Below are 25,757 nucleotides of genomic sequence, written 5' to 3'. Positions count from 1 at the left end.
GACTTGGTTGACGCCGATCGTGTCGCTGAGCGGGGTCGCCCCTCCGGAGGCGACGCCGTGCCTCGCTGCGACAGCCGGCGTTGTCCGGTGGGGCCAAGGCTGGGGCCATGGCGGCGGTGCCCTTCTTCTGGGCGGTGGTACGGGAGTGGTGCGCCGCCCGGGGCGGGGGAACAGTGAGAGGCCTCGGTCGGCGACACACCGTGACCGTAGCGCTACTTACCCCACAGGATCAATGGAGCTACTCACAACGAGTGATTCTGCGGGACGGTGCGGAGGTGCCCGGTGCGGGCTTCCGTGCCGGGGTGAGGGAGGGGGCGGGTGCGCTGGATCAGGTCGTCGAACGTGCCCGTCTTCACGCCGAGAATGAGCGCCCGGAATGTGTCCGGCGTTGCGCTGATGGCCTCGTCCGGCTGCTCGCTCTCGCGTACCTGGACATCGGCCTCGGTGCGTCGGACGCTCACGCAGGAGTTCCCCGCCTGGCAGTACGACGATATTTGCCAATTGCTGTCTGACATCTTCTGTCCCCTCACATATGCGCTGCGACGGTGCGGATGAAATCGCGTGACTCGCCAGGAGAAAGCGCCTTGGCCTTCATCCGGTCCAGCAGGTTTCGGTAGTTCCGCAGTTGGGTGGGCGAATCCAGAAAATGAACACCGTGCGTCGCATCGAGCTGCACGGTGTCAAGTGACGGCACGTCGCCTTGGGCGTAGAAAATCGACTGGCCGGATCCCGCGAATCCGCCCGCGCTGAAAGGGATGACGTGAATGGCGACGTGCGGTCGCTCGCTCATGGCGAGGAGATGCTCCAGTTGGGCCCCTGCGACCTTCCGTCCGCCGAACTGCATGCGTAGTGCGGCTTCGTGGATGACCGCCTCGAACCGGGGCGGCCACTCGCGGTCCAGGACCGCCTGCCGCCGCATCCGGTGGCCGATGCGGTTTTCGAGTGCCGAACCCAGAAGTGGCGGATCGGCTTCGGTGAAGATGGCGTTGATGTGTTCCTCTGTCTGGAGGAGGCCTGGGATGTGGGCGATCTGGTACGTGCGCAGGCCGTGGCAGTGGTGCTCAAGTTCGGCGATGTCGAGAAAGTCGGCCGGCAGGGACTCGCGGTATTCCAGCCACCACCCCTTGGTGCGGTCCTCGGAAATTCTGATCAGCCCGTCGATGTATTCCTGGTCGTCGCACTCGTAGGCGCAGGCGAGAGCGCGGATCCTTTCCGCGCTGACGCCGAACCGGGCTGTTTCCATGTGGCTGATCTTTGTGTGGTCAATTCCGAGGAGCCGTGACGCTTCACGCGATGTGCAGCCGGTCCCTTCCCGCATTCGCCTGAGCTCCGCGCCGAGGCGTCGTTGCCGGGCGGTGGTGACTGTCCTGGGTGGCATGTCGCAAGTGTGCCCCTCGGGGTGAAGGGGGGTCCACAGGGATCAACCTGGCCACCTTCGCTTGTAGCTAGGTTGATCCCGGTTGCTCTATGGTCCTCGCAGCACCGCACGGCTCGCCCATCAGCCCGAAGTGCAGCCGCTCCGAGACGCTGTGAGGCGACCGTCGGACGGCCGATGCCACGCGGGGCGAGCGGCGTGCCTGTCCAACCGCGTTGGGAGAACGGTGAAATGAACGCAGTTACCGCAGCCACCACCACCACCCCGCCGGTACCGGCGTCCGCGCCCGTCGCGCAGCCGTTACCGCCCGTGCCACACGAAGGCGCGAACTACCGCCTGGGGCTGCCGAATACGGCCAACGCCCCCAGGATCGCCCGTGACTTCGTCACGTCCGTGCTCGGTGTCAGTCGGCAGGTTCCGCTCGTCGACGACGCGCGGCTGTGCGTCACCGAGATCGTCACGAACGTCCACCGGCACACCCGGACGCCCCTGATCCGCGTGCATATGACCGTCGACGCGGCGCAGGTGACCGTCTCCGTCACGGATGACGATCCCTGGGCCCTGCCCCTTCCGGGGCGCCCCGGCCCCAGTGCCGGGCCCGGGGTGGAGGGGGAACGGGAGGACGGACAGGGGATGTTCCTCGTCGCGCACCTCGCGCTCGCTTGGGGCGCGACGATCCATGGGGGGTGCTCGCCCCTGCACAAGGCGATCTGGTTCACGCTGGCCACGGCCGACGTGGCCGACGTGGCCGAAGCGGTCGATACGTGAGGTGGCCCGTGCCGGCGGGTGTGCCCTGGGACTTGGTGATGGCCGGGGTCTGGCTGGGGGTGGTCGCGGGTGGGCTGGTCCTCTGCTCGGGCCCGCCAGGTCCGGACGCCGGTGTGGACGAAGCGGCCGACCGGGAGATGCTTGGCCTCCCGTGTGCCGATGAGTGACGATCCGATCGTCCTCGCCGAGCAGGGGGCGGGAGCGGGCCGGGGACCGGTCCGGGGCGTGGCGGCGTCGGCGGGCGGGGTGTCGCGTCTGTATGGCGTCGAGGCCGGGTACGCGTTGTGTCTGGCCCGTGCCGGGTTGGAACGGATCGCGTCGGACGTCGGCGATATCCGTACCGGCGCTGAACCGGCCGGGAAACCGAGAGGGAGCGAACGCGTGACGCCCACCGCACAGGACGGACTGCTCTTCGGGGTCTACCCGGGTTCCGTCGCCGGGGACGACGCCGGGGGGCCGGCCCAGGGGCCGCCCGATGATCCGGGGCGGGTGCTGAGTGCGCTCGACGGTCTCCAGGGCCCGCCAGGACGCCCGTTCCTCGTACGGGCCTACACGGCGTTCGACGACACCACCCGGCTCGGCGCCCCGCACGCGACCGTGACACCGGCCGAGGCGCGCCGGTACGCCGTACGCGGGCGCCGTCTGGATCTGGTGGCGCAGTACCGGTCGTCCGCCGGGGACGTCGACGGCTACTGCGCGTTCCTGCGTGAACTGGTCGAGCAGTACGGCGATGTCACCGGCACGCTACAGGTGACGGAGGAGCCCGACGTCACCTCGGTGCCGACGCTGGACGGCGCCTGCCCGCAGGTGCGCGAGGCGATCGTCCGGGGGGTGTCCGCAGCCAAGGCGCGGGCCCGCGAACTCGGCTTCGCACGGCTGCGGGTCGGCTTCAACACCACGCCTCTCCTCGGTCCGGCCGCCTCCTTCGTCACCGATCTGACCGGCCGGGGCGGGGAGCGCTTCCGCGCCGATCTGGACTATGTGGGGCTGGACTTCTTCCCCGACGTCTTCCAGCCGGTCGCCCTGTCCGAGCTGGCCGGCGCCGTCGAGGGGCTGCTCCGCCACCACCGGGACGCCGTGCTGACCCCGGCCGGGCTGGGACACGTACCGCTGCACATCACCGAGCACGGCTGGCCCACCGGGCCCGGCCGGCCCCCCTACCGGCAGGCCGATGTCGTCGGGACCGTCGTCCGGGTCGTCGCCGCCGAGGCGAAGCGCCTGCGGCTGAGCGGCTACACGCACTTCGCGCTGCGCGACGCCGACAGCGCGAAGCCGGGCCTGTTCCACAGGTTCGGGCTCACCACCGACGACTACGCCCCCAAGCCCGCGTACGACACCATGAAGGTGCTCGTCGACCGCTTCAGCGTTGCCGCCGATTCGCCGTGACGGCCACGGGCCCGGGTGACTACCGGGTCTCCGTGGGCTGCGGGGGCAACGGGGACAGCGCCGTCTTCAGGTCCGCCCTTCTGCGGATGCCGAGTTTCCGGTATGTGCTGGTCAGATGGGTCTCCACGGTGCGCTTGGCCAGGTGCAGCAGTTCGGAGATCTCCGCGTTGGTGCTGCCGTCCGCCGCCAGCGCCGCTATCCGGCGCTCGCTCGCGGTGAGGGAGCGCGTGCCGGTGAGCGGGGCGTTCCTGCGGCGGGCGCCGCTGGCTTGCAGCGCCGCCTCCGCCGAGGCCATCAGGCGCGGCGCCATGAGGCGTTCCGCCGTCGCGGCCGCCTCGCGGAGCAGCGGGCGGGCCCGGCCGGGGCGGCCCGCCGCGGTGAGCTGGCGGCCGTGGGCGACGAGGGCCTGGACGAGTTCGGTGTCCAGCGGGGTGTTGCGCAGGGTGTCGACGGCCTCGCCGGTGAGTTCCAGGCCGTGCCGGCCGCCGGTGGCCGCGCCCAGCACGCGCAGCGTCCGGCCCCGTACGCGCGGGGTGTTCCACACGGTCGCGTACCGGTGCTCCACCTCGGCGAGGGCCAGCGCCTCCTGCGGCTGCCCCAGCGCGAGATGGCACTCGGCGGCGGCCGAGCGCCACGGTGTGACGATCGGGCTCTCCACGTCCCGGCCGTGCTGGCGTCTGCCGCACTCCAGGAAGTCGGCGAGCGCGCCCGCCGGGTCGCCGTCGGCGGCGCGCAGGACGCCGCGCGCGTACAGGAAGCGGTTGAGTTCCCAACTGTCGTGGGCCTCGCTGACGTCGACGCCCTCGACCAGCCGCGCGGCCTCCGCCGTACGGCCGAACTCGACGAGCGCCAGCACCCGGTGGGCCAGGAAGTTGCTGGGCCCCGCACGCGGGGTGTCCTGCGGGGGCGGGGCCACGCCGACCGTCTCCTCCAGCACCCGGGCGTACTGGCCGCGCGCGGCGGCGCTGTCCAGCCGTACGTTCAGCAGGGAGCCGTGGATCGGGTGCAGCGACGACAGCCGGTGCTCCGTCAGCCCGGCCCTGACCAGCCGTTCCGCGTCGTCCGACGCGTCCGCCCACTGGGCCACGGCGGCCGCCGTACCCAGCAGGTACGGCACCAGCAGCGGATCCTCCGGGGCCGTCAGCAGCCGCCGGATCTGCTGGGAGGCCCAGTCGGCGGAGATCAGCCCGGCCGTCGCCTCGTACCGGATGAGCAGGGTCCGTACGGCCGGACTCATCCGTTCCGGGAAGCGCGCCGCGGTCTCGCGCAGCCGGGCGTAGACCTCGCGCCGTATCTCCGGGTCGTGGTCGGCGAGGAGCGCGGACGCGCTCTGGACGGTACGGGCCAGGACCGGTTCGTCCTCCAGGGGGCCCAGGCCGCCCAGGACGTCGAACGCGGCGCGCGGCTCGCCCCGGTGGGCCAGCGCCGTGCCCAGGCTGACCGCCGTCATGACGCGCTCCCTGGGCTGCTCCTGGAGGCGCAGCGCCTCGGCGAGCCGGGATATCCCCGCCGACCGTACGGTGGTGAACTCCAGGGCGCCGAGTTCGGCCAGGACCGCGGCCCTGCGCTCGCGCGGCAGCGGTTCGTCGAGGGCGCGGCGCAGACAGGCGACCGCCTCGCCGGTCCTGCCCTCCCTGACCGCGACGGACGCGGCGTCAAGCAGGGTCTGCGGCACCCATGCCGTGCCGTCCGGCGGGGTACGCAGCAGATGCGCGGCCACCGCTGTGACCCGGTCGCCCCGGCGGCGGCGCAGCTCGGCGGCGCGGCGGTGCACGGCCTGGCGGTGCGAGCGCGGCCAGCCGTCGAGGACGGCCTCGCGCAGCAGCGGGTGGGCGAAGCGCGGGCCGCCGTGTACGGGGTCGCGGCGCAGGACGCCGAGCCGGATCATGGCGGTGAGCCAGCCGGCGACGCGGGAGGGGTCGGCCCAGGTCACCTCGGCCAGCAGGCTGCCGAGGTCGTCCTCCTGGAGGGCGGCACCCACGGTGGACGGGGAGGGGGAAGGAAACGAGGAGGGGGCGGGCGCCCGGCCGTTCCGTTCACGCGCGTCCTCGGACGCGGCGGTGCCGCAGTGCGCGTCCTCCAGTTCCGCGAGCGTCCTGGCCACGGTCGCCGTACCGGGGCCCGCGCTCTCCAGCCACCACGAGACGGCCGCCACGAACGCCCCCGGGTACAGCTCGGCGCAGCTCGTCGGCAGCCGTACGCCGTGCCCGGCGCCGAGGTCCCCGTCGGGGAACACCGCCCGCAGATCGTCCAGCAGGGCCCGCAGCAGCAGGGGGTTGCCCGCGCCCGCCCGTACGCATCCCTCCACCCACGCGTCGGAGACGGCCGGCGTGTACGCGCCGCCGCGTATCAGCGTCTCGGCCGCGGCGCGGCTCAGCGGAGCCAGCGCGTGCGAGCCGACCACGGCGGGCGGCAGGGCGTGCGCCAGCCCCGGTGACGGCGGCGCGACATCGTACTGACCGCGTTCGGTCACCACCATCAGCACCCGCAGCCCGGCCATCCTGCGGGCGCCCTCGGTCAGCCAGCGCCGGGAGGACTGGTCGGCGAGATGGACGTCGTCCACGGCGACCAACAGCGGCTGTTCCGCCGCGTACCCGCGCAGCCGTTGCCACAGCCGGGCGGAGGACACCGGCACCGGGGCGCCGTCCTCGGGGCCGAAGTCGCCGGACGGGCAGAGGAGTTGCCGTACGAGAGCGAACGGGCCCCCGGCCCCGTCGGCGGAGGCGTGCGCCCGCAGCACCCGCATGCCGAGCTGCCCGCCCAGCTCCGCGGCGGCTTCGAGCAGCGCGCTGCGCCCCGTACCGGTGGGCCCGCGGAACACGACCAGCCGGCCGGAACCGTCCAGCGCGCGCCCTGCTTCGCGGGCGAGCAGGTCGAGTGCGGCTTCGCGTTCGAGCAGCGCGGGAAGGGTGGAGGGGTGAGAATGCAGAGGTGGGCGCATGAGTGGGGGTGGGGGTGTCCTCGGGAACGGGGTGGTGGCGTGGTCCGGACAGGCGCCCGGACCGGCGCCCCGATACGCGTTCGATGCCGCGGTCATGGATAACCTCCCGCCGATCTCGTGGTCGGTCTCGTGGTGGGCCACGGTTGTGGCCTCCGCACTGACAGAGGGACGGTGGGAAGAGATTGTTCCGCTAACGCAAGGACGTAAGGGAATGGTTCTCCGTACCCCGGCCAGGATCCCGGTCGAGGTCCACGCATCGGACCCGCTGTCCCTCGCCGGAGCCGCCAGCCAACTCCGCAGGCAGCCGGAGATAGAGCTGGTCGAGGAGGCCGCCGGACGGCCGGGAACGGTCGCGGTCCTGCTCGCCGAGGCGCTGGACGAACCCACCTTGTCCCGGCTGAGGCGGCTGATCAGGGCGGACGGCACCCGGGCCGTCCTCGTCACCAGCGTGATCCGCGAGGCGGAACTGCTCCAGGTGATCGAGTGCGGCGTCGGAGCCATCGTCTGGCGGCGCGAGGCCACCGGCCACCGCCTCCTCCAGGCGGTCCTGGCGGCCTCCCGCGGCGACGGCGACCTGCCGTCCGACCTGCTGGGACGGCTGATCGCCCAGGTCGGCACGTTGCAGCGAGGCACGACGAACGTGCCGGGCGCCCCCGCGTCGGGTCTGTCCCCGCGCGAGGTGGACGTCCTGCGACTGGTCGCCGAGGGTATGGATACCGGGGAGATTGCCAGCAAACTGTCGTACTCCGAACGCACCGTCAAAAATGTCATGCACGGTCTGACGACCCGTTTGCAACTCCGGAACCGCGCCCATGCCGTGGCCTATGCCTTGCGGGAAGGCTACATCTGATGGATGGGACCTGAGTCAAGGTTCTCGGGGGCAGAGGAGCCTGCCCCTTGATCGTCCCGCCCGTGCCTCGTGAAGCGGATGCTCCACGGTCCACGATCGTCTGGGGTGTGTCGTGCTGTCACACCGGCGCGCCGAGGGGGACACGGGATCGAGGGTGTACGGGACATCGCCGCGGGCCCGCGCCCGTGACCGACCGACCCGCGTGCCCGCACCCCGCGGGTCCCACGAGGCCCACGGGCCCCTGGGACCCCGCGACCGCCCGGTTCTCCACGAGTGCCGGACCCCCCCAGTGACCGACCGATCACCCATGACCGAACCGTCACCCCTGAGTGACCGACCGGCGACGATGTCGATGTGAAGGGCTGCGACCGTGATCCACGAGGTGGACGATGTCCTCAAGCGCCTGCTGACCGGCGGCGCCCTCGCGGGGTCCGGCGTCGAGGTCGCCTTCGACGCCCCGACCCGTGACTGGGCGGCCCGCCAGAACGCGCCGATCATCGACGCGTACCTCTACGACATCCGTGAGGACACCCGGCGGCGCGAGCGCGGCGCCGCGGCCGTACGCGACGACCGGGGCATCGTCCTCAAGCGGCGTGAGGCGCCGCGCTGGTTCCGGCTGGCGTATCTGGTCACCGCCTGGACCAAGCGTCCGCAGGACGAACACCGGCTGCTCTCGGCCGTACTGGCCACGCTGCTGCCCCGCGAACTCCTCCCGCCGCACGAACTGACCGGCTCGCTGGCCGAGCTGGGGCTCACCGTTCCGGTCTCCGTCGCGGGCCTGCACACCGAGGCACGCTCGCTCGCCGACATCTGGTCGGCGCTCGGCGGCGAACTCAAGCCCTCGCTCGACGTGGTGATCACCGCGCCCTTCCCGTCCGCCCCGGAGTACGCCGTCGGCCCGCCGGTCACCGAGGGCGCGGGTGTACGGGTCCGGGCCGTGGACGGCTCGCTGGAGGACAGCCGCGAGCGGTTCCACCTGCCCCGGCACCTGGCCGCGGGCAAGGGCAAGGGCATGGGAGCCGGTATGGGCATGGGCAAGGGCAAGGGCAGGACGGCCGGCAAGAGCGGCGGCCCGGGCGCGGGCACGGGCCCGGGTACGAAGGAATGACGGAATGAACGAGGCAACTCCGCTGCTCGAACGGCTGACCGGGCTGCGTGAGCGCGTGGCGCGGCTGGTCGAGCACCGCAGCGCCGACGACCCGACGGCCGGGGACCCGATGCGGGGTCTCTATCTGCCGGAGGAGGCGATCTGGCGGCTGCTCTCCCTGCCTCCGGCGACGCCGGACACGGTGGATGCCGCGTACGCGACCCATGCCGTACATGCCGGACGTGAGGCAGACGGGGCGGACGGGTCGGACGGGGCGGACGGGTCGAATGCGGCCGGTGCGAGCCACACGGCCGGCCCGGTTGGTGCGGTGGACCGGCTCCAGCGCCTCGCCCAGCGGCTGCGCCTCAGCGAACTCGACACCGGGATCCTGCTGATCGCCCTCGCGCCCGACCTCGACCGGACCTTCGAGGCGCTGTACGGCTATCTCAACGACGACGTCAGCCGCCGCCGGGCGACCACCGGGCTCGCGCTCGACCTGTCCGGCGTGCCCGCGCACGCCGCCGTGGGACGGGCCAGGTTCCACGCCTCGGCGCCCCTGGTCACGCTGGGGCTGCTCGTCGTGGAGGAGCCCGAGCGGCCCTTCCTCAGCCGCGCCCTGCGCGTGCCCGAGCGGGTGGTGGCCCATCTGCTGGGCGACGACACCACGGAAGCGGCGCTGGACGGAACGGTCAGGCCGCTCCCGGACGCCGGGACGCGGGCCCTGTCCGCCGCCGGGAGCGACGGGCTGGTCCCCCTGCTGGCCGCGCGGCTCGCGGCCGGACCCTGCACGGTCTATCTGCGCGAACACCGTGAGGGCGACGGGCTGAGCTGTGCCACCGCCGCCCTGGGCGCGGCCGGGATCGGCGCGCTGCACCTGACGCCCGGGGCCGGGGACCGGCCGCAGGGCGAGCGGCCGCACGGGGACCACACGCCGAGGCAGGACATCCCGTACGCGGAGGTGCTGCGCGAGGCGCGGCTGTCCGGCCGCGCCGTCGTGGTCACCTCGCTGCCGGAGAGGCCGCAGGAGCTGATCCGGGCGCTGTCGGCCAGTGATGTGACGGTTCTGCTGGCGGGGACCCGTCCGTACGACCCGCACTGGTGCGACACCGGGGCGCCGGGCGGCGAGCCGCTGGTGCTGGACGCGCCCCGGCAGCGGGCGGGCAACCTGGAGGCGTGGACGGCGGCGCTGGGCGGCTCCCCGGAGGCGGGGGGCGGCACGGAGCCGGGCTTCGACCTGACGCCGGTCGTGGCCGCGTACCGCCTCGGGCACGAGGGCATCAGCCGCGCGGCCCGCGCGGCGCTGGATCTCGCGGCCTTCGACGGTACGCCGCTGTCGGCGGCGCACGTACGGCTCGCCGCCCGCCAGCAGTCCGCGTCCGGCCTGGAACAGCACTCCCGCCGGATCCGCCCCGATGTCACCTGGGACGACCTCGTCCTGCCGGAGAAGCCGCTGGCGCAACTGCACGAACTGGCCGTACGCTCCCGCAACCGCGAGCGTGTCCTCGGTGACTGGCGGCTCAGCGCGGGCGGCGGGCGCGGTCGTGGTGTGCTCGGGCTGTTCGCGGGCGGATCCGGTACGGGCAAGACGCTCTCCGCCGAGGTGGTCGCCGCCGAACTGGGCCTGGACCTCTACGTCGTGCAGCTCTCGTCGATCGTGGACAAGTACGTCGGCGAGACGGAGAAGAACCTGGAGCGGATCTTCACCGAGGCCGACCGTACGGACGCGGTGCTGCTCTTCGACGAGGCCGACGCCGTCTTCGGCAAGCGCTCGGAGGTGAAGGACGCCCACGACCGCTACGCCAACATGGAGAGCGCGTATCTGCTCCAGCGGCTGGAGTCGTTCGACGGGATCGCGCTGCTGACGACCAATCTGCGGGGCAACATCGACGAGGCGTTCACCCGGCGGCTGGACCTCGTGATCGACTTCCCGTTCCCCGACCAGCCCCAGCGTCTCGCGCTCTGGCGCCACAGCCTCGTGCATGTCCCGTGCGTCGACGACATCGATCCGTCGGCGTGCGCCAGGGACTTCGAGCTGGCGGGCGGTTCGATCCGCAGCGCGGTCGTCACGGCCGCGTACGCGGCGGCCGGGCGGGGCGAGCCGGTGACCAACGCCGATCTGCTGGCGGGCGCGCAGCGCGAGTACCGCAAGGCGGGCCGGCTGGTGCTGGACGACGTGGACTGGTAGACGACCGAGCCCCGGCCCCGTCTTCCGCACGGGGCCGGGGCCGGAGTCGGACCCGTCACTCCATCGGACCCGTCACTCCATCGGACCCGTCACTCCATCGGGGCCGGCAGCCAGCCTTCGGCCGATACGGTGCCCGGCTGGTCCTGGGCCTTGACCCAGCCCGCCTTCCACTGGTTGAGCGTGAGCTCGTTGACCGTCCCGGTCTGCTCGGACTTGAACAGCGACTGGTACGACTTGATCCAGGTCGCGAGGTTCTTGGTCGCCGGCTGTTCCAGCGGTGTCCCGCCCCGGAGTTGGACGATGTTGGCCCGCGTCAGTTCCTCCGTCGTGCGCAGATCCGCCGCGTCGATCTCCTCGTTGTTGGCCCAGATCATGATGTTCCGCACCCACGGCACCTCAAGGTCGGGCTTGCCCTCCTCCAGCGGCACGGACGTCTTCCCGACGAAGTGGGCCGCCAGGAGCGCGGTCATCGTGGTGCGGCCCAGGTTGCCGAGCCCGTCCGTCTTCTCCAGCCTGCTGAAGTCCCCGTACTTCGTGTCGTTGGACTTCTGGAAGCACCTCAGCGCCTCCTCGGTGGCCGCGTCGAGCTTGCCGACCGTGTAGTCACCCGTCAGCTTGCAGTCGCTCGCGCCCTTGGCCAGCCGTACCTGCGCGAACTGCACGAAGAGATTGGGCTTGTGCTCCGAGGTGATGGGGAGAGGTCCCCCCGCGGGTTCCTCCTCGGAGGCGCCGGAATCCTCCTCCTTCTTCTCCTCCTTCTTGTCCCCGTCCCCGCCGCCCGACTTCGGCTGCTCGTCGGCCGCGTCGTCCTTCGGCGGCGCCTCCGGGAGCTTCGGCGCGGGCTCGTCCGGCAGCACCTCCGCCACCGGCTGCTGGATCTTCTCCTTCGCGAGGGAGCGGACCTGCGGCTTGTAGGCGAACCAGAGCACGAGACCCGCGATGGTGAGCGCGAGTATCAGGCTCAGCGCCGTCATCATCCAGTACGGCAGCACGCCGCGCTGCTCGTACGTCCCGTTCGCGGCCAGGGGATCGTGCCCCGAGCGGCGCACCGACAGTTCGTACGGCCTCTGCTGCTTGTGCCCCGCCCAGATGGTCTGGCGGGGCTTGAGCGTCGCGTCGACGAAGGCCGCGCGGCCGGGCTCGATCTGGACGTTGGAGGGGACGATCTCGTACGAGAGCTCGTTGCTGCTGTCGCCGGCGATCGACGCGGTGAGCTTGGTGTTGCCGAGGTTGTCGACGGCCAGCCGGGGCCGGCCCCTGAAGCGCCCCTTGACGGTGTGCGGGACCAGTTCGGCCCGTACCTCCATGAACGGCGTGAAGGTGATGTTGCCCTCGGCGACCGTGGTGGCGTCCGGGTGCTCGGTGGGCATGACCCGTACACCGAACGGATGCGGCCCCGCCGTCGAGTCCGGCGTACGGGGCGGGGCGAACGTCAGCTCCACGACCCCGGTGGTGCCCGGGAAGAGCCGGAGCGAGGGGGGCTCCACCGTCACGTACGGGGCGACGTCCCCGACCGTCTCGAAGCGGTACTCGTCGACCACGTCACCGGTGTTGCGCAGACGCAGTCGTACGGCGGTGCTGCTGCCCGGGTCGACGGTGGTCGAGGCGGGCTCCAGAGCTGTCCAGATGGTCACCCTGCGGACGCTAGTGGCCCCGGGGAAGAAACGGTCAGAAGCCACCGGGTACCACTCCTGCCCGAAGAGGCCGCCGCGGCTGCCCTCGGGGCCTTCCGGCAGGTCCGGGCGGCGGAACGTGCCCACCGCGCACCCCCGGAGCACGCCGGGGCAGGCAGGGACGACGGTACGGAGAGTCCGTCCGGTTGCCCGAAGAGGCAGGCTTCACGGTCCTTCGCCCTTGCGGGGCGGGGCTCCGTCGCCTCGTGTTCACACCCTTCGCGGGTGGTTCACGCCGCCGAGGGCAGAAAACATGCCCTCGGTCAGGTACGGCAGGACGTTTCAACCGGCGGCTACCGGCCTGAGAGTGAGATGACGACTTGTCTTGTACCCCGAGGAGAGCAGAGCATGCCGTCTTACCTGTCGCCGGGCGTATATGTGGAAGAGGTGGCCAGCGGCTCGCGTCCGATCGAGGGTGTGGGCACCTCCGTGGCGGCCTTTGTCGGGCTGGCGCCGGAAGGACCGCTCAACGAGCCGACGCTGGTGACCAACTGGACGCAGTACGTCGCGTCCTTCGGTGAGTTCACCGACGGCTACTACCTCGCGCACTCGGTGTACGGCTTCTTCAACAACGGTGGAGCCGCCGCCTACGTCGTCCGTGTGGGCGGCGCGCGAGGCGGAGTGTCGGGCGCGCCCGCGGAGGGCACCGACTCCCTGGGCGGCCAGCGCGGCCGGTCGGCCGTCGGCGCCGCCGGCGCCGGGCCCGCCGCCCTGCCGGCCGCGGAGCCCACGGCGCTCGGCACCTTCAAGGTGTCGGCCGTCTCGCCCGGCGAGAGCGGTTCGCTCAGCGTCGAGGTCGCCGACGCCGAGGGCGAGGGCCCGGCCGAGCGTTTCCGGCTGATCGTCAAGGACGGCGCGAAGCCCGTCGAGACCTTCGACGTCTCCGCCAAGAAGAGCGCCCGCAACTACGTGGTCACCCAGGTCAAGGAGCGCTCCAAGCTGATCTCCGTGGTGGAGGGCGCCGCTGCCTCGCAGCTCGCCCGCCCGGAGAACCAGACGGTCGCCCTCGCGGCTGCGCCCGCCCCCGCCGCGGCCCCCGCGGTTCCCGAGGCGCTGGAGGCCGAGAACGTCGGCGTCGCCCACTACCTCGGCGACTCCGCGGACCGTACCGGCTTCGGTGGTCTTGAGGCGGTGGACGAGGTCTCGATGGTCGCCGTCCCCGACCTGATGTCCGCCTACCAGCGCGGTGACATCGACCTGGAGTCCGTCAAGGCCGTCCAGCTCGGGCTGATCGCGCACTGCGAGATGATGGGCGACCGCCTCGCCATCATCGACCCGCCGCCGGGCCTCAACGCCCGCCAGATCCGGGTGTGGCGCCAGGAGACGTCCAACTACGACTCCAAGTACGCGGCGCTGTACTACCCGTGGATCAAGGCCTTCGACCCGGCCACCGGCAAGACGCGGCTCATCCCGCCGAGCGGTCACGTCGCGGGCATCTGGGCCCGTAACGACTTCGAGCGCGGTGTGCACAAGGCCCCCGCCAACGAGGTCGTACGCGGCGCGGTCGACCTGGAGATGCAGGTCACCCGGGGCGAGCAGGACCTGCTCAACCCGCTCGGCATCAACTGCATCCGCTCCTTCCCCGGCCGCGGCATCCGCGTCTGGGGTGCGCGTACCCTGTCCTCCGACCCGGCCTGGCGCTACCTCAACGTCCGCAGGTACTTCAACTACCTGGAGGAGTCCATCCTCATCGGTACGCAGTGGGTGGTGTTCGAGCCGAACGACCACGCGCTGTGGGCCCGTATCCGCCGCAACATCTCGGCGTTCCTGATCACCGAGTGGCGCAGCGGCGCGCTCTTCGGCGCCACGTCGGAAGCGGCGTACTACGTGAAGTGCGACGAGGAGACCAACCCGCCGGAGTCGGTGGACCTCGGACGTGTGATGTGCGAGATCGGCGTCTCGCCGGTCAAGCCGGCCGAGTTCGTGATCTTCCGGCTGGCGCAGATCTCCGGTGCCGGGAGTGAGCTGGAGGAGTGACAGGCGGCTCCTGTGCCGGCCGGCGGTCCTCCGCCGGCCGGCTCGCCTGACGAGCAGAAGCGGTAGCACCGGCGGCGGCGCCAGCAGCGATCACGGCGCCGCCGCCGGTAACAGGAAGCGCGACGGCGTAAGCGGTGGCGGCAGCTAGTAGCGGTAGCGGTAGCAGAAGGAGCACGCTCCATGAGTCTTCAGCCTCATGACTCTTTTACTTCACACAACTTCGGTCTGCAGATCGACGGCGTTCTGGTCGAGTACCTCCAGGAGGCGACCGGCCTGACGATGAAGCAGGACGTCATCGAGAGCAAGTCGAACACGGCTCAGGGCCAGGCGACCACCTCGAAGGCGCCCGGTGTCCAGGTCGCGGGCGAGGCCACGGTCGTCCGCGGTATGACGATGTCCGACGCCTTCGACACCTGGATCAAGGACTCGATCCGCGGTGACATGGGGTCGGCCCGCAAGAACGCCACCATCGTGGTGATGGACTACCAGAACAACCCGGTGCGGCGTTACAACATGCGCAACGCCTGGTGCTGTGCCGTCGAGGGCAGCGCCCTGAAGGCCGGCGAGGCGGGCACGCTCACCGAGACCGTCACGATCACCTACGAAGAAATGACGATCGAGTAATGCGTCGAGGGGTACCGACCAAGTCCGCTCCTGGGGACGCGGTTGCGGCACCGGAGGCGGCGGAGACGCCGGCCCCGGTGCCGGCCCCGGTGCCCGCCCCGGCACCGGCACCGGAACCCGCCGTCCGGCGGGAGCCTGAAAGGGAGCGGATGCGCACGGAGTTCGCGTTCGAGTTGCCGCGCGGATACGTGGACAGCGAAGGCGTCGTGCACCGTGACGGGACGATGCGCCTGGCCACGGCTCGGGACGAACTGATTCCGCTGCAGGACCTGCGGGTCCAGCAGAACCCCGCGTATCTCTCCGTCGTCCTGCTCGGCCGGGTCATCACCCGGCTGGGCGGGGTGCCGATGGTGCACGACGGGGTGGTGGAGAACATGTTCGCCTCCGACCTCGCCTTCCTCCAGGACTTCTACCGTCAGATCAATGCCGAGGGCCACACGAGGGCCGGGGTCAACTGCCCGCACTGCGAGCAGCCGTTCGAGGTCGAACTCGGCGGGAGCCGCCTGGGGGAATCGTGACGTACGCGACCGACCGCATCCATGAGGAGGTCGCGTACATCGCCTACCACTTCCACTGGAGCCTGGAGGACATCCTGGACCTCGAACACCGCGAGCGTCGGCGGTACGCCGAGCAGATCGCCACGCTGGTGACGCGCGCGACGGGGGAGCGGTAATGGGCATGTTCGACCGGTTCAGGGGCCGGGGCCGTGGCGGCTCCGGTACCCGTGCCAGTGCTGTGGGCGGGGCCGGGGACGGCGCGGCGCCGTCGCCGGCTCCTGTCGCTGTTCCCGCGACCGCTCCGGATGCCTCGGGCTCCGGGGCGGGCGCGGAGCCCGGTTCCGGGGCCGGTGGTTCCGGTTCCGGCCCGGCCGCTGCCTCCGGGATGTCCGCCGGAGGGCGGGGCTGGGCCGCGCTGCCGCCGATCCAGCGCGCCCCGGCCTCGCACGCCGTCGCGTCCGCCACCTTCTCGGGGACGCTGGCCACCTGGCAGAACCCTTCCTTCACGGGGACGCTCTCGCACGCCGTCCTCGACAGTGCGCCGACCGGTCTGATCCGGGACGCCCTGACCCCCGCGTCGGGGTCCAGGTCCGGTGGGCTCGGCGAACCCTCGCTGTCGCTGCCGGTCGCCGTGGTCGACGACACGGTCGCGGACACCGCCGCCGGTCCTGAGGCGAGTGGTGCGGGTGCGGGCGGTGCGGGTGGTGCGGGTGGTGCGGGTGCTTCCCGTACGGTCCCCACGGTCCAGCGCGCCACCGGCCCGAGGGTCGCGCCCGTACGGCCCCGCCCGGCCGCCGGCTCCGCCTCCGCGCCGGTACAGCGCGCCGCCCTGACCCGGGCCCCCGCGCCGCGTACGGCGCAGCGCCGGGTACTCCCTGCTGCCGCGCCCCGTACGGCGGCTCCGCGTACGACCGCGCCGCGTACGGATTCCCCGCGAGCGGATTCTTCCGCGCGTACGGATTCCGCGCGTACGGCCGGGGCGCGTACGGCCGGGGCGCCTACGGAAGCGCCGCCCACGGCCGCTCCTCGCACCGCGACTCCTCCTGCGGCAGCCTCCACACCGCCGGTGGCCGCGCCTGCTCCGGCACCCGCTCCGGCTCCCGCGCCTGCCGCTGCTCCTGTTCCGTCCGCGTCCGCTCGGCCTGCGGCCGTGTCCGGGCCTGCCGTGTCCGGGCGTTCCGTGTCCGGGCCTGCCGCAGCGTCGCCCGCTTCTCGTACGAGCCCGGCTCCCGTGCCCGTGACGGCTCCTCCGGCCGCGCCTGCCGCTCCGGCGCTCCCTGTCGCGGGGCCGCCGACCGCGTCCGCTCCCGCTCCTTCTGCTCCTTCCTCTTCAGCTGGTCCGGCTGGTCCGGTCGCCCCGGTGCAGCGCGCCGTCGCGCCCGGTGCGAAGCGGTCCGGCGGTGAGCCCGAGGGCGACGCGGGCAGCGGTTCCGGCGGTGGATCGGCGCCGGTCGTCCCGCCGGGCCCCGGGCCCGGGCCCGCTGGGCCGCAGGGTGCGACGGGCCCGGCCACGCCTCCGGCCGCCCCGAAGCCTCCGGCACCGGCACCGGCTCCCGCCCGTGGCGGCCCCGGCCGGTCCACGCCGTCGGCGCAGCCCGCTCCTCCGGTGGCCCCGGCGCCCGTTCAGCGCAGCGCGGCGCCCCGTGGCCCCGGCGGCCGTACGACTCCGCTGGGCGCGCCCAGCGCGGGCCCTGCCGTACCGCCCGCCTCTCCGGCCCCGTCCGCTTCCTCGTCCTCGTCCTCGTCTTCTGGGGCTACGGGCTCTTCGGGGTCTGCTGGGCCTTCGGGCGCGACGCCGCCGCCCCGCCGTTCCCTGCTCGGCGCCCCGATATCCGGCACGCCCGATGCGGGGCGACCGCCGGTCGTCCAGCGGGCTTCGCGGACGCCGTCCGCCCAGCGGCTCACCGCCCCTGGCGCATCCGGCTCCTCCGGTACCGGATCGGCCTCCGCCTCCGCCTCCACCACCGGTACCGGTGCCGGTACGGGCACGCCGAGCCCCGCGGCTCCGGTCCGTCCCGCTGCGAGCGGGCCGTCTCCCGCCGCGCCCGGCCCGCGTACCTCCGGCGGAAGCCCTCCGGTGCAGCGGCTCGCCGCGCCCCACGCGTCCACCGGCGGGCCGGGCCCCGTGCCGCCGGTCGCCGGTTCCGGCGGTGGCGCCGCGCCGGTGCGGCGGTCCGCCGCCGCGCCCACCGGTGACGGAGGCGCTTCGCGCACCGGCCCGGCACCGGCACGCCCGGCACCGGCGGTCCGCCCCGGCCTGGCCGCGCCCACCGGCCCTTCGGTTCCTGCGGGTTCCGCTGCGCGCGCTCCCGGTCCGTCCGGGCCGTCCGGCGGGTCGGCGAGCGCTCCGCCGGTGCAACGGCTTTCCACCAACGCGCCTTCGCCCTCACCTTCGCCTTCGCCTTCGCCTTCGCCTTCTCCGTCACCTTCCGCTCCGTCAGTAAGCGCGGCGAGCCCGGCGCGGCCCGCGGCGGCTCCCGTACCTCCTTCGGCTCCCGCGCCCGTGAGCGGCGTGCCCTCGCCGTCCGCGCTGCCGGTGGCACCTGCTCCGTCCGCGCCCTCCGCGCCCTCCGCGCCCTCCGCGCCCTCCGTGCAGCGGGCACCGGCGCAGGGGACTCCGGCGCAGGGGACTCCGACTCCGTCCGTCACCCGTGTGTCGGCCGAGGCGCCCTCGGTGCTCCGGCCGGGGCCCGCGCCCGCCGCTCCGCTGGTGGGTTCCAGCCCTCCGGTGACCGCGGGACGTTCCTCCGGGGCGGCGCCCGTCTCCCGTACCGCGCCCGCCGCGCCCCGTCCGGCCGGGACCCCGTTGCGGCGGCTGCCCGCTGCTCCGGCCGCCACCGGCTCCGGTTCCCCCGTACAGCGGGCCGTGGCCCCCGCGCCCGGCGGCGCGTCCACGGCGCCGGGCCCGCGTCCGTCCGCCGGACCTGGGCGGCGGCCGACTGGACCCGCCACGGGGACCGGCACCGGCACCGGCATCGGCGCGGCGCCCGTCGCGGGTCCCGCAGGCGGTCCGGCCGCGGGTCCGGATGCCGCCGTACGGCCGCTGCTGGCCGCGCAGCCCCGTACCGGGCCGCTGACCTCAACGGCTCCCACGGCCTCCGCGTCCCTGGTCTCTCCGGTCTCCCCGGTCTCCCCGGCGCCGGTCGCGCCGGCCGCCGTTCCGCTGCGCCGTACCGCACCTACCGGCGCGGCCGACCCGTCAGGCCCGGCCGGTCCGTCAGGCCCGGTGTCCGGTGGCGCCGTCCAGCGCGCCGCACTGAAGTCCGCCACCGGGCAGCCCGCCGTGCAGCGCGCCGCCGCCCCGCGCCCCGCGCGGCCCGGCCCGCACACTCCCGTCCAGCGTTCCGCGCACCACACCGGAACCGGCACCGGTGGCGGCCCGCCCGCGCCGGCTCCCGTACGGCCCTCCGTACCGGCGCCCCCGGCGTCCCTGGTGCCGCCGGTGCCCCCCGCACCCCAGGCACCCCAGGCGCCCCAGGCACCCCAGGCGCCCCAGGGGCGCACCGCCGCCGCGCCGGACGGACCGCCCGTACAACTCAGCACGGACGGCCTGAAGTTCACCGGTGTCGCCCCGGCCTTCCCCGTCGTCCAGCGCTCGGCCTCGGCCTCGGCACCGGGCTCGGCACCGGCCTCGGCTCCCGCACCGATGCCGCCCGCCCCGGGCGGGTTCGTCCGTACGCCGGTGATGAGCGCCCCCGGCGCCCCCGGCGCCCCGGCCCCCGGCGCGCCCACTCCCGGCAGCGACCCCACCGCGCCCCCCGCCGGGCCGGGCCCGGTCGTGTCCCTCGCTCCCGCCGCGCCCCGGCCGCCCGTGGATCTCCCCGTGCAGCGGGCGCCCGCGACCCCGTCCGTGGCGCCCCCGGCCGTCCAGCGGGCCCTCCGGCCCGCCGCGGCGCCCTCGCCCGTCACGGCGTCCGCGCCGCGCCGCGCCACGTCCGTCGCGGTACAGCGGGACACCGGGAGGCACTCCGTGTCCCGTGGGAAGGGCGGCGGGGCCGCCGGACGGGCGTCGACGAGGCACCTGGCCTCCTCGGACCAGGGCTCCTCGGGCCAGGACTTCACGACGACGTCGACACCGCCCTCCGTGACCAGCCAGTTCAAGCCCCGTGAGCTGAAGGAGGATCAGATGGCGGAGCTGGTCCACCGGCTGATCGGGCCGCTGACCCGGCTGATCCGTACCGAACTGCGGCAGGACCGCGAGCGGATCGGGAAGCTGCGCGACCCACGCCACTGACGTCCTGACCCGCCCCCACCGACCCCGCTCCCGCACGCGTACCGCAGGAAGGCCCACTGGATGTCCCAGGAGCTCGATCCCGGCACCACCATCTTCTTCCACCTCTCGATCGACGGTGAGAGCCTGGGCACGTTCAACGGCTGCGAAGGTCTCTCCTCCCAGGTCGAGATCGAGCAGCGGCAGGAGGGCGGCAACAACAGCTTCGTCTGGCAGTTGCCGACCCGCATCAGCTACTCCAACATCACGCTGACGCGCCCGCTCCGCCCGGAGACGTCGAAGGTCGCGGCCTGGATCTCCTCCGTCACCACCGGGGTGACCCGGCCGACCGCGCAGATCGTCGCGCTGCGCGCCAACGGTTCGATCGTCGCCCAGTGGGGGCTGCTCGACGTCCTTCCGGTGAGCTGGCGCGGGCCGTCCTTCGACCCGAACAGTCCCGCCGTGGCGACGGAGGTCCTGGAGATCGCGCATCACGGCTTCACGGAAGCCGGGGGAGAGGGGTAACCGATGGACCTCAGCAGCTTCGGTATCGGTGACAGCCTGGTACGGGCCACGCTCGCCATCCACCAGCCGCCGATCGGCAGCAGCACCAAGCCCGGTGCGCTGATGAAGACGTTCGACTTCGACTTCAACCCGTCCCAGCTGTCGCTGACCCGGCGGGCGAACTGGAAGACCACGCCCACCGCCGCCGTACGCGACGGCGCGGTCCCGGAGTTCATGGGGCCCGAGCCCCGGGAGATGACGGTCGAGATCTTCCTCGACCGCTCCGACGACCCGGACAGCAACGACGTGCGCAAGAAGGTCGAATCGCTCTTCTCCTGCTGTGAGACGACCACCGCCAGCATCGCGGCGAAGCAGCCCTCCACCCCCTGGGTGATCTTCGAGTGGGGCGCCTTCTCCACCGCGCGCTTCAACGCGTACGTCAGTTCGGTGGAGGCCTCGTACACTCTCTTCAACACCACGGGGATGCCGATCCGCGCCACCTGTCAGGTGAGCCTCCACGAGATCCCGAGCGACACCCTCGGCCAGAACCCCACCTCGGGTGCGCTCACCTCCCGGCGGGTGCACCGGGCGGTGGCGGGCGACTCGCTCCAGTCGCTCGCCTGGCGGGAGTACGGGGACGCCACCGCGTGGCGCACGATCGCCGAGGCCAACGGCATCGACAACCCGTCGGTGCTGACCCCCGGCACCGAACTGATGCTGCCGGCGGGCGAGGAGGAAGAAGCCTGATGCCCGAGATCGGTTTCTCCTCGATCCTCTACGTGAAGATCGCGGGCAAGAAGCTCAAGTCTCCCGAGGACAAGCAACTGGTGGGCGGCTGGGTCGATTTCGGCGCCGGAGTGCCGGGCGCCTTCCAGCTCACCTTCCGTGACCACAAGAGGAAGCTCCTCGGCGATCTGAACGCCAAGATCGGGGAGCGGGTGGTCATCGCGCCCGTCACGGACGGCGACGGTGCGCAGAACCCGCTGATCACCGGTGAGATCACCGCCCTGGAGACGGACTACGACGCCTCCGGTACGTTCACGGTCATCCGGGGCTACGACAAGGGCCACCGCATGTTCCGGCACCGGCGGGTGAAGGCGTACTTCAACAAGTCCGCCAGCGACATCGCGCAGGAACTGGCCCGCAAGAGCAATGTCCCGCTCGGCAAGGTCGAGTCCTCCGGCGCCAAGTACGAGTTCATCAGCCAGCCCAATGTCACGGACTGGGAGTTCGTGCAGCGGCTCGCGGACGAGGCCGAGATGGTGATGTACATCAGCTCGGAGGGCAAGCTCCAGTTCGTCAAGAGGAAGCCGGCCGCCTCCGCCCCGGCGGTGAGCACCCCCAGCGACAAGAGCCCGTTCGTCCTGGCGGGCGGGGTGGAGATCCTGCGCTGCCGGTCGGCGGTCACCTCGGCCGACCAGGTCGCCGAGGTCGAGGTTCGCGGCTGGAGCGTCAAGGACAAGCGGGAGGAGGTGAGCACGGCTCCCGCCCTGGAGAACGACGGCTTCAAGATCGGTACGACCCCGGCCCAGGTCACGTCGCGCTTCGGCGGGGCCCGGCTCGTCGCGACCGACCAGCCCTACGACAGCAGGGCCGAGACCGACAAGGCGGCCAAGTCGCTCTCCGACGACGTCACCTCCTCCTTCGCCGAGGTGGACGTCATGGCGCGCGGCAACCCCGAGCTGCGTCCCGGAATCCCGGTCACCCTCGCGGACGTGGGCGAGCCCTTCGAGGGCAAGTACACGGTCACCGGGGCCCGCCACACCTTCGGCGACCAGGAGCACTACCTGACGCACCTGACCGTCACCGGGCGCCAGTGGCGCTCGCTGTTCGGGCTCACCTCCGGCGGGGGAGGGGGCGGCGGGGACACGTCCCGGATACCGAGCGTCGCCAACGCCCTGGTCACCAACATCAAGGATCCGCTCAAGCAGGGGCGGGTCAAGCTGAAGTTCCCGTGGCTGGACGACACGTACACCACCGACTGGGTCCGCACGGTCCAGTTCGGCGGGGTGAAGGGCGGCGGTCTCATCGGCCCGGACGTCAACGACGAGGTGCTGGTTGCGTTCGACCGCGGCGCCCTCGACCACCCGTTCGTGATCGGCGGCCTCTACAACGGCCAGGACAAGCCCGGCCCGGTCGCGGAGCCGCCGTACGACGCGACGCGCGGCAAGGTCACCCGGCGCACCCTGGCCGACCGCAGCAACAACCGTCTCGACCTGCTCGACCAGAGCGTGGGCAGGAAGCGCGGGGTGCGGCTCGCCACCGGCAACGACAGGCTCACCATCAACCTGGACCGGACGAAGACCGAGATCACCGTGGACAGCGCGGGAAAGGTGACCATCAAGGGATCCACGTCGGTGTCCGTCAAGGCGGGCACCAATCTGTCCCTGACGGCGGGCGGGAGCCTGTCGATCAAGAGCGGCGGGGTGATGAGCATCATGGCCGGCGGCCCGCTCAACGTCAGGGGCACCGCGCTGTCCCTCCTCGGCACGGCCGCGGTGACCGTGAATTCTCCGTCAGCCATCACGATCGGCTCCGCCATCAGCATCGGTCTGAACGCGCCCCTGGTCACCTCCAAGATGAAGCCGATCCTGACCGTAGGAGGCGTCTGATGGCCGAACAGTTCGTCGGCTCCGGCTGGGCCTTCCCCATGCGCATCAGCCCCACCGGTGGCATCGCCATGGTCAGCGGGGAGCGCGAGGTCGAGGAGGCCATCCGGCTCGTCCTCGCCACCGCGCCGGGCGAGCGCCCGATGCGGCCCGAATTCGGCTGCGCCATCCACGACATGGTCTTCGCCCCGGTCAACGAGGCCACCGCGGGCCGGATCCAGCACGAGGTGTACTCCAGCCTCGACCGCTGGGAACCGCGCATCGAGGTGGAGGACGTCACGGTGACCGCCGGTGAGGAAGAGGGCGTGCTCTACATCGACGTGCGCTACGGGATCCGGGGCACCAACAACCCCCGCAGCCTCGTCTTCCCGTTCTATGTCATCCCCTCCCACGACGGACCCGAGGGGTCCGGCCCGTCCGACGCACACATTGGAAACGACCGCTGATGGCCCTCCCCTCACCCAACCTCGACGACCGCCGCTTCCAGCAGTTCGTGGACGACGCCAAGCGGTACATCCAGCAGCGCGCCCCCGAGTGGACCGACCACAACGTCTCGGACCCGGGAGTGACCCTCGTCGAGACGGTCGCCCACATGGCCGACCAGATCGTCTACCGGCTGAACCGGGTGCCCGAGAAGAACCACCTCGCGTTCCTCGACCTCATCGGGATCACGCTCTTCCCGCCGTCCGCGGCGCGCGCCGATGTCACGTTCTGGCTGTCGGCGCCGCAGCCGCAGCCGCTGGTCGTGGGGACGGGCACCGAGGTCGCCTCGTCCCGCGCCCACGACGACGATTCGGTCGTCTTCGCCACCGAACGCGAACTCACCGTGGTCCCGTGCGAGTTGTCGTACCTGGTCACGCAGCGGGAGGGCGACCAGCCGGTCGAACACACCTCGGACCTCGCCGAGGCCAACGACGTGCACTGCTTCGGGGAGTCCCCGCGCCCCGGCGACCGCGTGCTGTTCGGGCTCAGCGCCGCCGTACCGGAGTGCGCGGTCGTCATCGAACTCGACAGCCAGGTGGACGGTGTCGGTGTCGACCCCCGCCAGCCCCCGCTGGTCTGGGAGGCGTGGACGCCGGACGGCTGGGTCGCCTGCGAGATCGAACGGGACACCACCGGTGGCCTCAACCGCCCCGGCGAGGTCGTGCTGCACGTCCCCGGCGGCCACGCCCTCTCCCGTACGGCGCGGCGCGAGGCCGGATGGCTGCGCTGCCGGGTCACGGAGCCGCTCCAGGACCAGCCGTTCTACACCAACTCGCCCACCATCCGCTCCTCCGAGGCGTTCACCATCGGCGGCACCACGAGCGTCGTGCACGCCGAGACGGTGCGCGACGAGGCGCTGGGCGAGGCCACCGGGCTGCCGGGGCTGCGGCTGCGGCTGGCCCGTACGCCCGTCGTCGGCGATGTGCCCCCGCTGCTGCTCCAGGTCGCCGAGCGCGACGGCTGGACCGACTGGGAGAGCGTCGGCCACTTCGCCGCCTCCGGCCCCGACGACCGGCACTTCACGCTCGACGCGACGACCGGCGAGATCGTCTTCGGCCCCGCCGTGCGCGAGGCGGACGGCACCCTGCGCCAGTACGGGGCCGTCCCGCCCAAGGGCGCCCCGATCAGGGCGAACCGCTACCGTACGGGCGGCGGCAAGGCGGGCAATGTGGCGCGCGGCGCGATCCGGCTGCTGCGCGACTCCGTCCCGTACGTCTCCGAGGTGATCAACCGGGAGGCCGCGCGGGGCGGTGTCGACGGCGAGAGCGTCGAGGAGGCGAAGCTCAGGGCGCCGATCGCGCTCAGCGCCCAGGACCGCGCCGTCACCCTGCGGGACTACGAGGAACTGGCCCGGCGCGCCGCGCCCGAGACCGCCCGTATCACCTGCCTGGAGGCGGAGCCGGACGAGCACGGGGCGCACGCCGTACGGGTCCTGGTGGTGCCGCAGGCCGTCTCGGACCTGGGCGGGCGGCTGCGGTTCGAGCAACTCGTCCCGAGCGACGACCTGCTGGCGCGGATCACCCGCTATCTGGACGAGCGGCGCCTGATCGGCACCCGGCTGGCGGTCGGCCCGCCGTACTACCAGGGGGTGACCGTCGTCGCCACGGTGCACGCCTTCCGGGGCACCGACACCGACCGGGTACGCCGGCAGGCGCACGACGCGCTCTACCGCCACCTCGACCCGCTGACCGGTGGCGCGCACGGCACGGGCTGGCCGTTCGGGCGTCCGGTGCAGGCGGGCGAGATCTTCGCGGTGCTGCAACGGGTGCCGGGCGTCGAGCTGGTGGACGAGGTGCTGCTGCACCCGGCGGACCCGCTCAGCGGCAAGCGCGGGGACCCGACGGAGCGGATCGACCTCCAGGCGCCGGCGCTGGTCTTCTCGTTCGACCACCGTGTCCGGGTGATCGGCGACGCGTCGTGAACGGCGACGGCCTCGCGGGGACGTCCACGCGTGGCTCGGTGGACGGTCTGGCCTCGTCGGCCCCGCTGGGGATGATGCTCCCCGCCGTCTTCGCGGACGACGACCTGGCGCAGCGTTTCGTGGCGGGCCTGGACGAGGTGCTGGCGCCGTTCCACAACGTCCTGGACTGCCTGGACACCTACTTCGTCCCGTCCCTGGCCCCGGCCGACTTCACCCGCTGGCTGGGGAGTTGGGTGGGTGCGGAGACCGGGAGCTACGATGCCGCCCTCGCTTCGGGCGACCTCCCCGATCCGGAGACCACGGCCGCACTGCGCGCCGCCGTCGCCGCGGCCGTACGCTTGCACCGTATCCGCGGCACACGGCGCGGGCTGGCGGAGGCGATCCGGCTGGTCTTCGGCGTGGAGCCGGAGATCACCGAGAGCGGCGCGGCCACCTGGGAAGCGCGCCCGCTGGGAACGGTCCCGGGCGAGCACAGACCCGCACTGAACGTCACCGTACGGCTGCCCAACCCGGGCCCGGCCGACGCGCACCGGCTGGAACGCCTGGTCGCGGCGGCCCGCCCCGCCCATATGCCTTACACGGTCCAGGTGACCGTCGCCGAAAGGACGTCCGACAGGTGACCAGCCAGACTTCTTCCTCGCCATCACCCTCGCCATCGCCAGGCTCG

General features: G+C 72.7%; 21 protein-coding genes. 16 read left to right on the top strand and 5 right to left on the bottom strand.

All coding sequences use genetic code 11. The annotated features are described in order from the left end of the window. Positions 1-242: 242 nt before the first annotated feature. Positions 243-515: a DUF397 domain-containing protein gene (locus ACIQ7D_RS06445; RefSeq protein ID WP_403934191.1), complete on the bottom strand. Its 273-nt coding sequence runs from the start codon at positions 513-515 to the stop codon at positions 243-245. A gap of 11 nt (positions 516-526) precedes the next feature. Next, positions 527-1,378, bottom strand: a complete 852-nt coding sequence (locus ACIQ7D_RS06440; RefSeq protein ID WP_403934190.1) for a helix-turn-helix domain-containing protein — start codon at positions 1,376-1,378, stop codon at positions 527-529. Positions 1,379-1,606: 228 nt separating this feature from the next. Between ACIQ7D_RS06440 and ACIQ7D_RS06435 the strand changes: the two genes are divergently transcribed. Next, the gene (locus ACIQ7D_RS06435; RefSeq protein ID WP_403934188.1) at positions 1,607-2,143 is read left to right on the top strand and encodes an ATP-binding protein; all 537 of its coding nucleotides are present in this window, start codon (positions 1,607-1,609) and stop codon (positions 2,141-2,143) included. A gap of 405 nt (positions 2,144-2,548) precedes the next feature. Beyond that, positions 2,549-3,529: a hypothetical protein gene (locus ACIQ7D_RS06430; RefSeq protein ID WP_403935025.1), complete on the top strand. Its 981-nt coding sequence runs from the start codon at positions 2,549-2,551 to the stop codon at positions 3,527-3,529. A 19-nt stretch (positions 3,530-3,548) separates the two neighbouring features. Here ACIQ7D_RS06430 and ACIQ7D_RS06425 read toward each other — a convergent pair whose 3' ends face one another. Then, positions 3,549-6,470 (bottom strand): LuxR C-terminal-related transcriptional regulator, encoded by a 2,922-nt coding sequence (locus ACIQ7D_RS06425; RefSeq protein ID WP_403934186.1) that lies wholly within the window; start codon positions 6,468-6,470, stop codon positions 3,549-3,551. Positions 6,471-6,681: 211 nt separating this feature from the next. Here ACIQ7D_RS06425 and ACIQ7D_RS06420 point away from each other — a divergent pair, with 211 nt between their 5' ends. The 3 genes from ACIQ7D_RS06420 to ACIQ7D_RS06410 all read left to right on the top strand — a co-directional run bounded on the left by ACIQ7D_RS06420 (position 6,682) and on the right by ACIQ7D_RS06410 (position 10,592). Further along, positions 6,682-7,320, top strand: coding sequence for a LuxR C-terminal-related transcriptional regulator (locus ACIQ7D_RS06420; RefSeq protein ID WP_403934185.1), 639 nt, complete (start codon positions 6,682-6,684; stop codon positions 7,318-7,320). Between the two features lie 370 nt (positions 7,321-7,690). After that, entirely contained in the window at positions 7,691-8,428 is a 738-nt protein-coding gene (locus ACIQ7D_RS06415; RefSeq protein ID WP_403934183.1) for a DUF4255 domain-containing protein, read from the top strand. A gap of 4 nt (positions 8,429-8,432) precedes the next feature. Next, positions 8,433-10,592, top strand: coding sequence for an ATP-binding protein (locus ACIQ7D_RS06410; RefSeq protein WP_403934181.1), 2,160 nt, complete (start codon positions 8,433-8,435; stop codon positions 10,590-10,592). Between the two features lie 89 nt (positions 10,593-10,681). Here ACIQ7D_RS06410 and ACIQ7D_RS06405 read toward each other — a convergent pair whose 3' ends face one another. Next, a complete protein-coding gene (locus tag ACIQ7D_RS06405) occupies positions 10,682-12,226 on the bottom strand; it encodes a hypothetical protein (RefSeq protein WP_403934179.1) in 1,545 nt (514 codons plus the stop codon). A 387-nt stretch (positions 12,227-12,613) separates the two neighbouring features. On the opposite strand from ACIQ7D_RS06405, the gene ACIQ7D_RS06400 reads away from it, so the two are divergent. The 4 genes from ACIQ7D_RS06400 (at position 12,614) to ACIQ7D_RS06385 (ending at position 15,539) form a co-directional block, all read left to right on the top strand. After that, positions 12,614-14,242, top strand: coding sequence for a phage tail sheath family protein (locus tag ACIQ7D_RS06400; RefSeq protein WP_403934178.1), 1,629 nt, complete (start codon positions 12,614-12,616; stop codon positions 14,240-14,242). A gap of 180 nt (positions 14,243-14,422) precedes the next feature. Beyond that, positions 14,423-14,866, top strand: a complete 444-nt coding sequence (locus ACIQ7D_RS06395; RefSeq protein WP_384925390.1) for a phage tail protein — start codon at positions 14,423-14,425, stop codon at positions 14,864-14,866. Beyond that, positions 14,866-15,384: a hypothetical protein gene (locus ACIQ7D_RS06390; protein WP_385080702.1), complete on the top strand. Its 519-nt coding sequence runs from the start codon at positions 14,866-14,868 to the stop codon at positions 15,382-15,384. The genes ACIQ7D_RS06395 and ACIQ7D_RS06390 overlap by 1 nt, the downstream gene beginning before the upstream one ends. After that, complete coding sequence (locus tag ACIQ7D_RS06385; RefSeq protein WP_329824309.1) at positions 15,381-15,539, top strand: DUF6760 family protein; 159 nt, start codon at positions 15,381-15,383, stop codon at positions 15,537-15,539. The genes ACIQ7D_RS06390 and ACIQ7D_RS06385 overlap by 4 nt, the downstream gene beginning before the upstream one ends. A 1,447-nt stretch (positions 15,540-16,986) precedes the next feature. Here the strand turns inward: ACIQ7D_RS06385 and ACIQ7D_RS06380 are convergent. Continuing rightward, positions 16,987-17,577, bottom strand: a complete 591-nt coding sequence (locus tag ACIQ7D_RS06380; RefSeq protein WP_403934177.1) for a hypothetical protein — start codon at positions 17,575-17,577, stop codon at positions 16,987-16,989. Between the two features lie 514 nt (positions 17,578-18,091). Between ACIQ7D_RS06380 and ACIQ7D_RS06375 the strand changes: the two genes are divergently transcribed. From ACIQ7D_RS06375 to ACIQ7D_RS06345, 7 genes are all read left to right on the top strand, one after another. Then, complete coding sequence (locus ACIQ7D_RS06375; protein WP_403934176.1) at positions 18,092-19,597, top strand: hypothetical protein; 1,506 nt, start codon at positions 18,092-18,094, stop codon at positions 19,595-19,597. A gap of 60 nt (positions 19,598-19,657) precedes the next feature. Continuing rightward, on the top strand, positions 19,658-20,098 hold the full coding sequence (locus ACIQ7D_RS06370; RefSeq protein WP_384925401.1) for a phage tail protein: 441 nt from the start codon (positions 19,658-19,660) through the stop codon (positions 20,096-20,098). Between the two features lie 3 nt (positions 20,099-20,101). Further along, positions 20,102-20,824, top strand: a complete 723-nt coding sequence (locus tag ACIQ7D_RS06365) for a LysM peptidoglycan-binding domain-containing protein (protein ID WP_403934174.1) — start codon at positions 20,102-20,104, stop codon at positions 20,822-20,824. Then, entirely contained in the window at positions 20,824-22,689 is a 1,866-nt protein-coding gene (locus ACIQ7D_RS06360; RefSeq protein WP_403934172.1) for a VgrG-related protein, read from the top strand. Before ACIQ7D_RS06365 ends, ACIQ7D_RS06360 begins: the two co-directional genes overlap by 1 nt. Then, a complete protein-coding gene (locus ACIQ7D_RS06355) occupies positions 22,689-23,132 on the top strand; it encodes a GPW/gp25 family protein (protein ID WP_403934171.1) in 444 nt (147 codons plus the stop codon). Before ACIQ7D_RS06360 ends, ACIQ7D_RS06355 begins: the two co-directional genes overlap by 1 nt. Beyond that, positions 23,132-25,090 (top strand): putative baseplate assembly protein, encoded by a 1,959-nt coding sequence (locus ACIQ7D_RS06350; RefSeq protein ID WP_403934169.1) that lies wholly within the window; start codon positions 23,132-23,134, stop codon positions 25,088-25,090. Before ACIQ7D_RS06355 ends, ACIQ7D_RS06350 begins: the two co-directional genes overlap by 1 nt. A 71-nt stretch (positions 25,091-25,161) precedes the next feature. After that, the gene (locus ACIQ7D_RS06345) at positions 25,162-25,710 is read left to right on the top strand and encodes a phage tail protein (RefSeq protein ID WP_403935022.1); all 549 of its coding nucleotides are present in this window, start codon (positions 25,162-25,164) and stop codon (positions 25,708-25,710) included. Positions 25,711-25,757 lie beyond the last annotated feature (47 nt).

This window comes from Streptomyces sp. NPDC096310 (assembly GCF_044763125.1).
Classification (GTDB): domain Bacteria; phylum Actinomycetota; class Actinomycetes; order Streptomycetales; family Streptomycetaceae; genus Streptomyces.
Note: the sequence above shows the minus strand (reverse complement) of the source record. Positions and strands in the feature narration are given on the sequence as shown.

What these genes read in the sequence shown, in the direction of transcription:
- ACIQ7D_RS06435 (WP_403934188.1), top strand. Translation starts at nt 1,607, where the DNA reads ATGAACGCAGTTACCGCAGCCACCACCACCACCCCGCCGGTACCGGCG.
- ACIQ7D_RS06345 (WP_403935022.1), top strand. Translation starts at nt 25,162, where the DNA reads ATGATGCTCCCCGCCGTCTTCGCGGACGACGACCTGGCGCAGCGTTTC.
- ACIQ7D_RS06425 (WP_403934186.1), bottom strand. Translation starts at nt 6,470, where the DNA reads ATGCGCCCACCTCTGCATTCTCACCCCTCCACCCTTCCCGCGCTGCTC.
- ACIQ7D_RS06390 (WP_385080702.1), top strand. Translation starts at nt 14,866, where the DNA reads ATGCGTCGAGGGGTACCGACCAAGTCCGCTCCTGGGGACGCGGTTGCG.
- ACIQ7D_RS06400 (WP_403934178.1), top strand. Translation starts at nt 12,614, where the DNA reads ATGCCGTCTTACCTGTCGCCGGGCGTATATGTGGAAGAGGTGGCCAGC.
- ACIQ7D_RS06370 (WP_384925401.1), top strand. Translation starts at nt 19,658, where the DNA reads ATGTCCCAGGAGCTCGATCCCGGCACCACCATCTTCTTCCACCTCTCG.
- ACIQ7D_RS06420 (WP_403934185.1), top strand. Translation starts at nt 6,682, where the DNA reads ATGGTTCTCCGTACCCCGGCCAGGATCCCGGTCGAGGTCCACGCATCG.
- ACIQ7D_RS06355 (WP_403934171.1), top strand. Translation starts at nt 22,689, where the DNA reads ATGGCCGAACAGTTCGTCGGCTCCGGCTGGGCCTTCCCCATGCGCATC.
- ACIQ7D_RS06360 (WP_403934172.1), top strand. Translation starts at nt 20,824, where the DNA reads ATGCCCGAGATCGGTTTCTCCTCGATCCTCTACGTGAAGATCGCGGGC.
- ACIQ7D_RS06365 (WP_403934174.1), top strand. Translation starts at nt 20,102, where the DNA reads ATGGACCTCAGCAGCTTCGGTATCGGTGACAGCCTGGTACGGGCCACG.
- ACIQ7D_RS06395 (WP_384925390.1), top strand. Translation starts at nt 14,423, where the DNA reads ATGAGTCTTCAGCCTCATGACTCTTTTACTTCACACAACTTCGGTCTG.
- ACIQ7D_RS06350 (WP_403934169.1), top strand. Translation starts at nt 23,132, where the DNA reads ATGGCCCTCCCCTCACCCAACCTCGACGACCGCCGCTTCCAGCAGTTC.
- ACIQ7D_RS06445 (WP_403934191.1), bottom strand. Translation starts at nt 515, where the DNA reads ATGTCAGACAGCAATTGGCAAATATCGTCGTACTGCCAGGCGGGGAAC.
- ACIQ7D_RS06440 (WP_403934190.1), bottom strand. Translation starts at nt 1,378, where the DNA reads ATGCCACCCAGGACAGTCACCACCGCCCGGCAACGACGCCTCGGCGCG.
- ACIQ7D_RS06410 (WP_403934181.1), top strand. Translation starts at nt 8,433, where the DNA reads ATGAACGAGGCAACTCCGCTGCTCGAACGGCTGACCGGGCTGCGTGAG.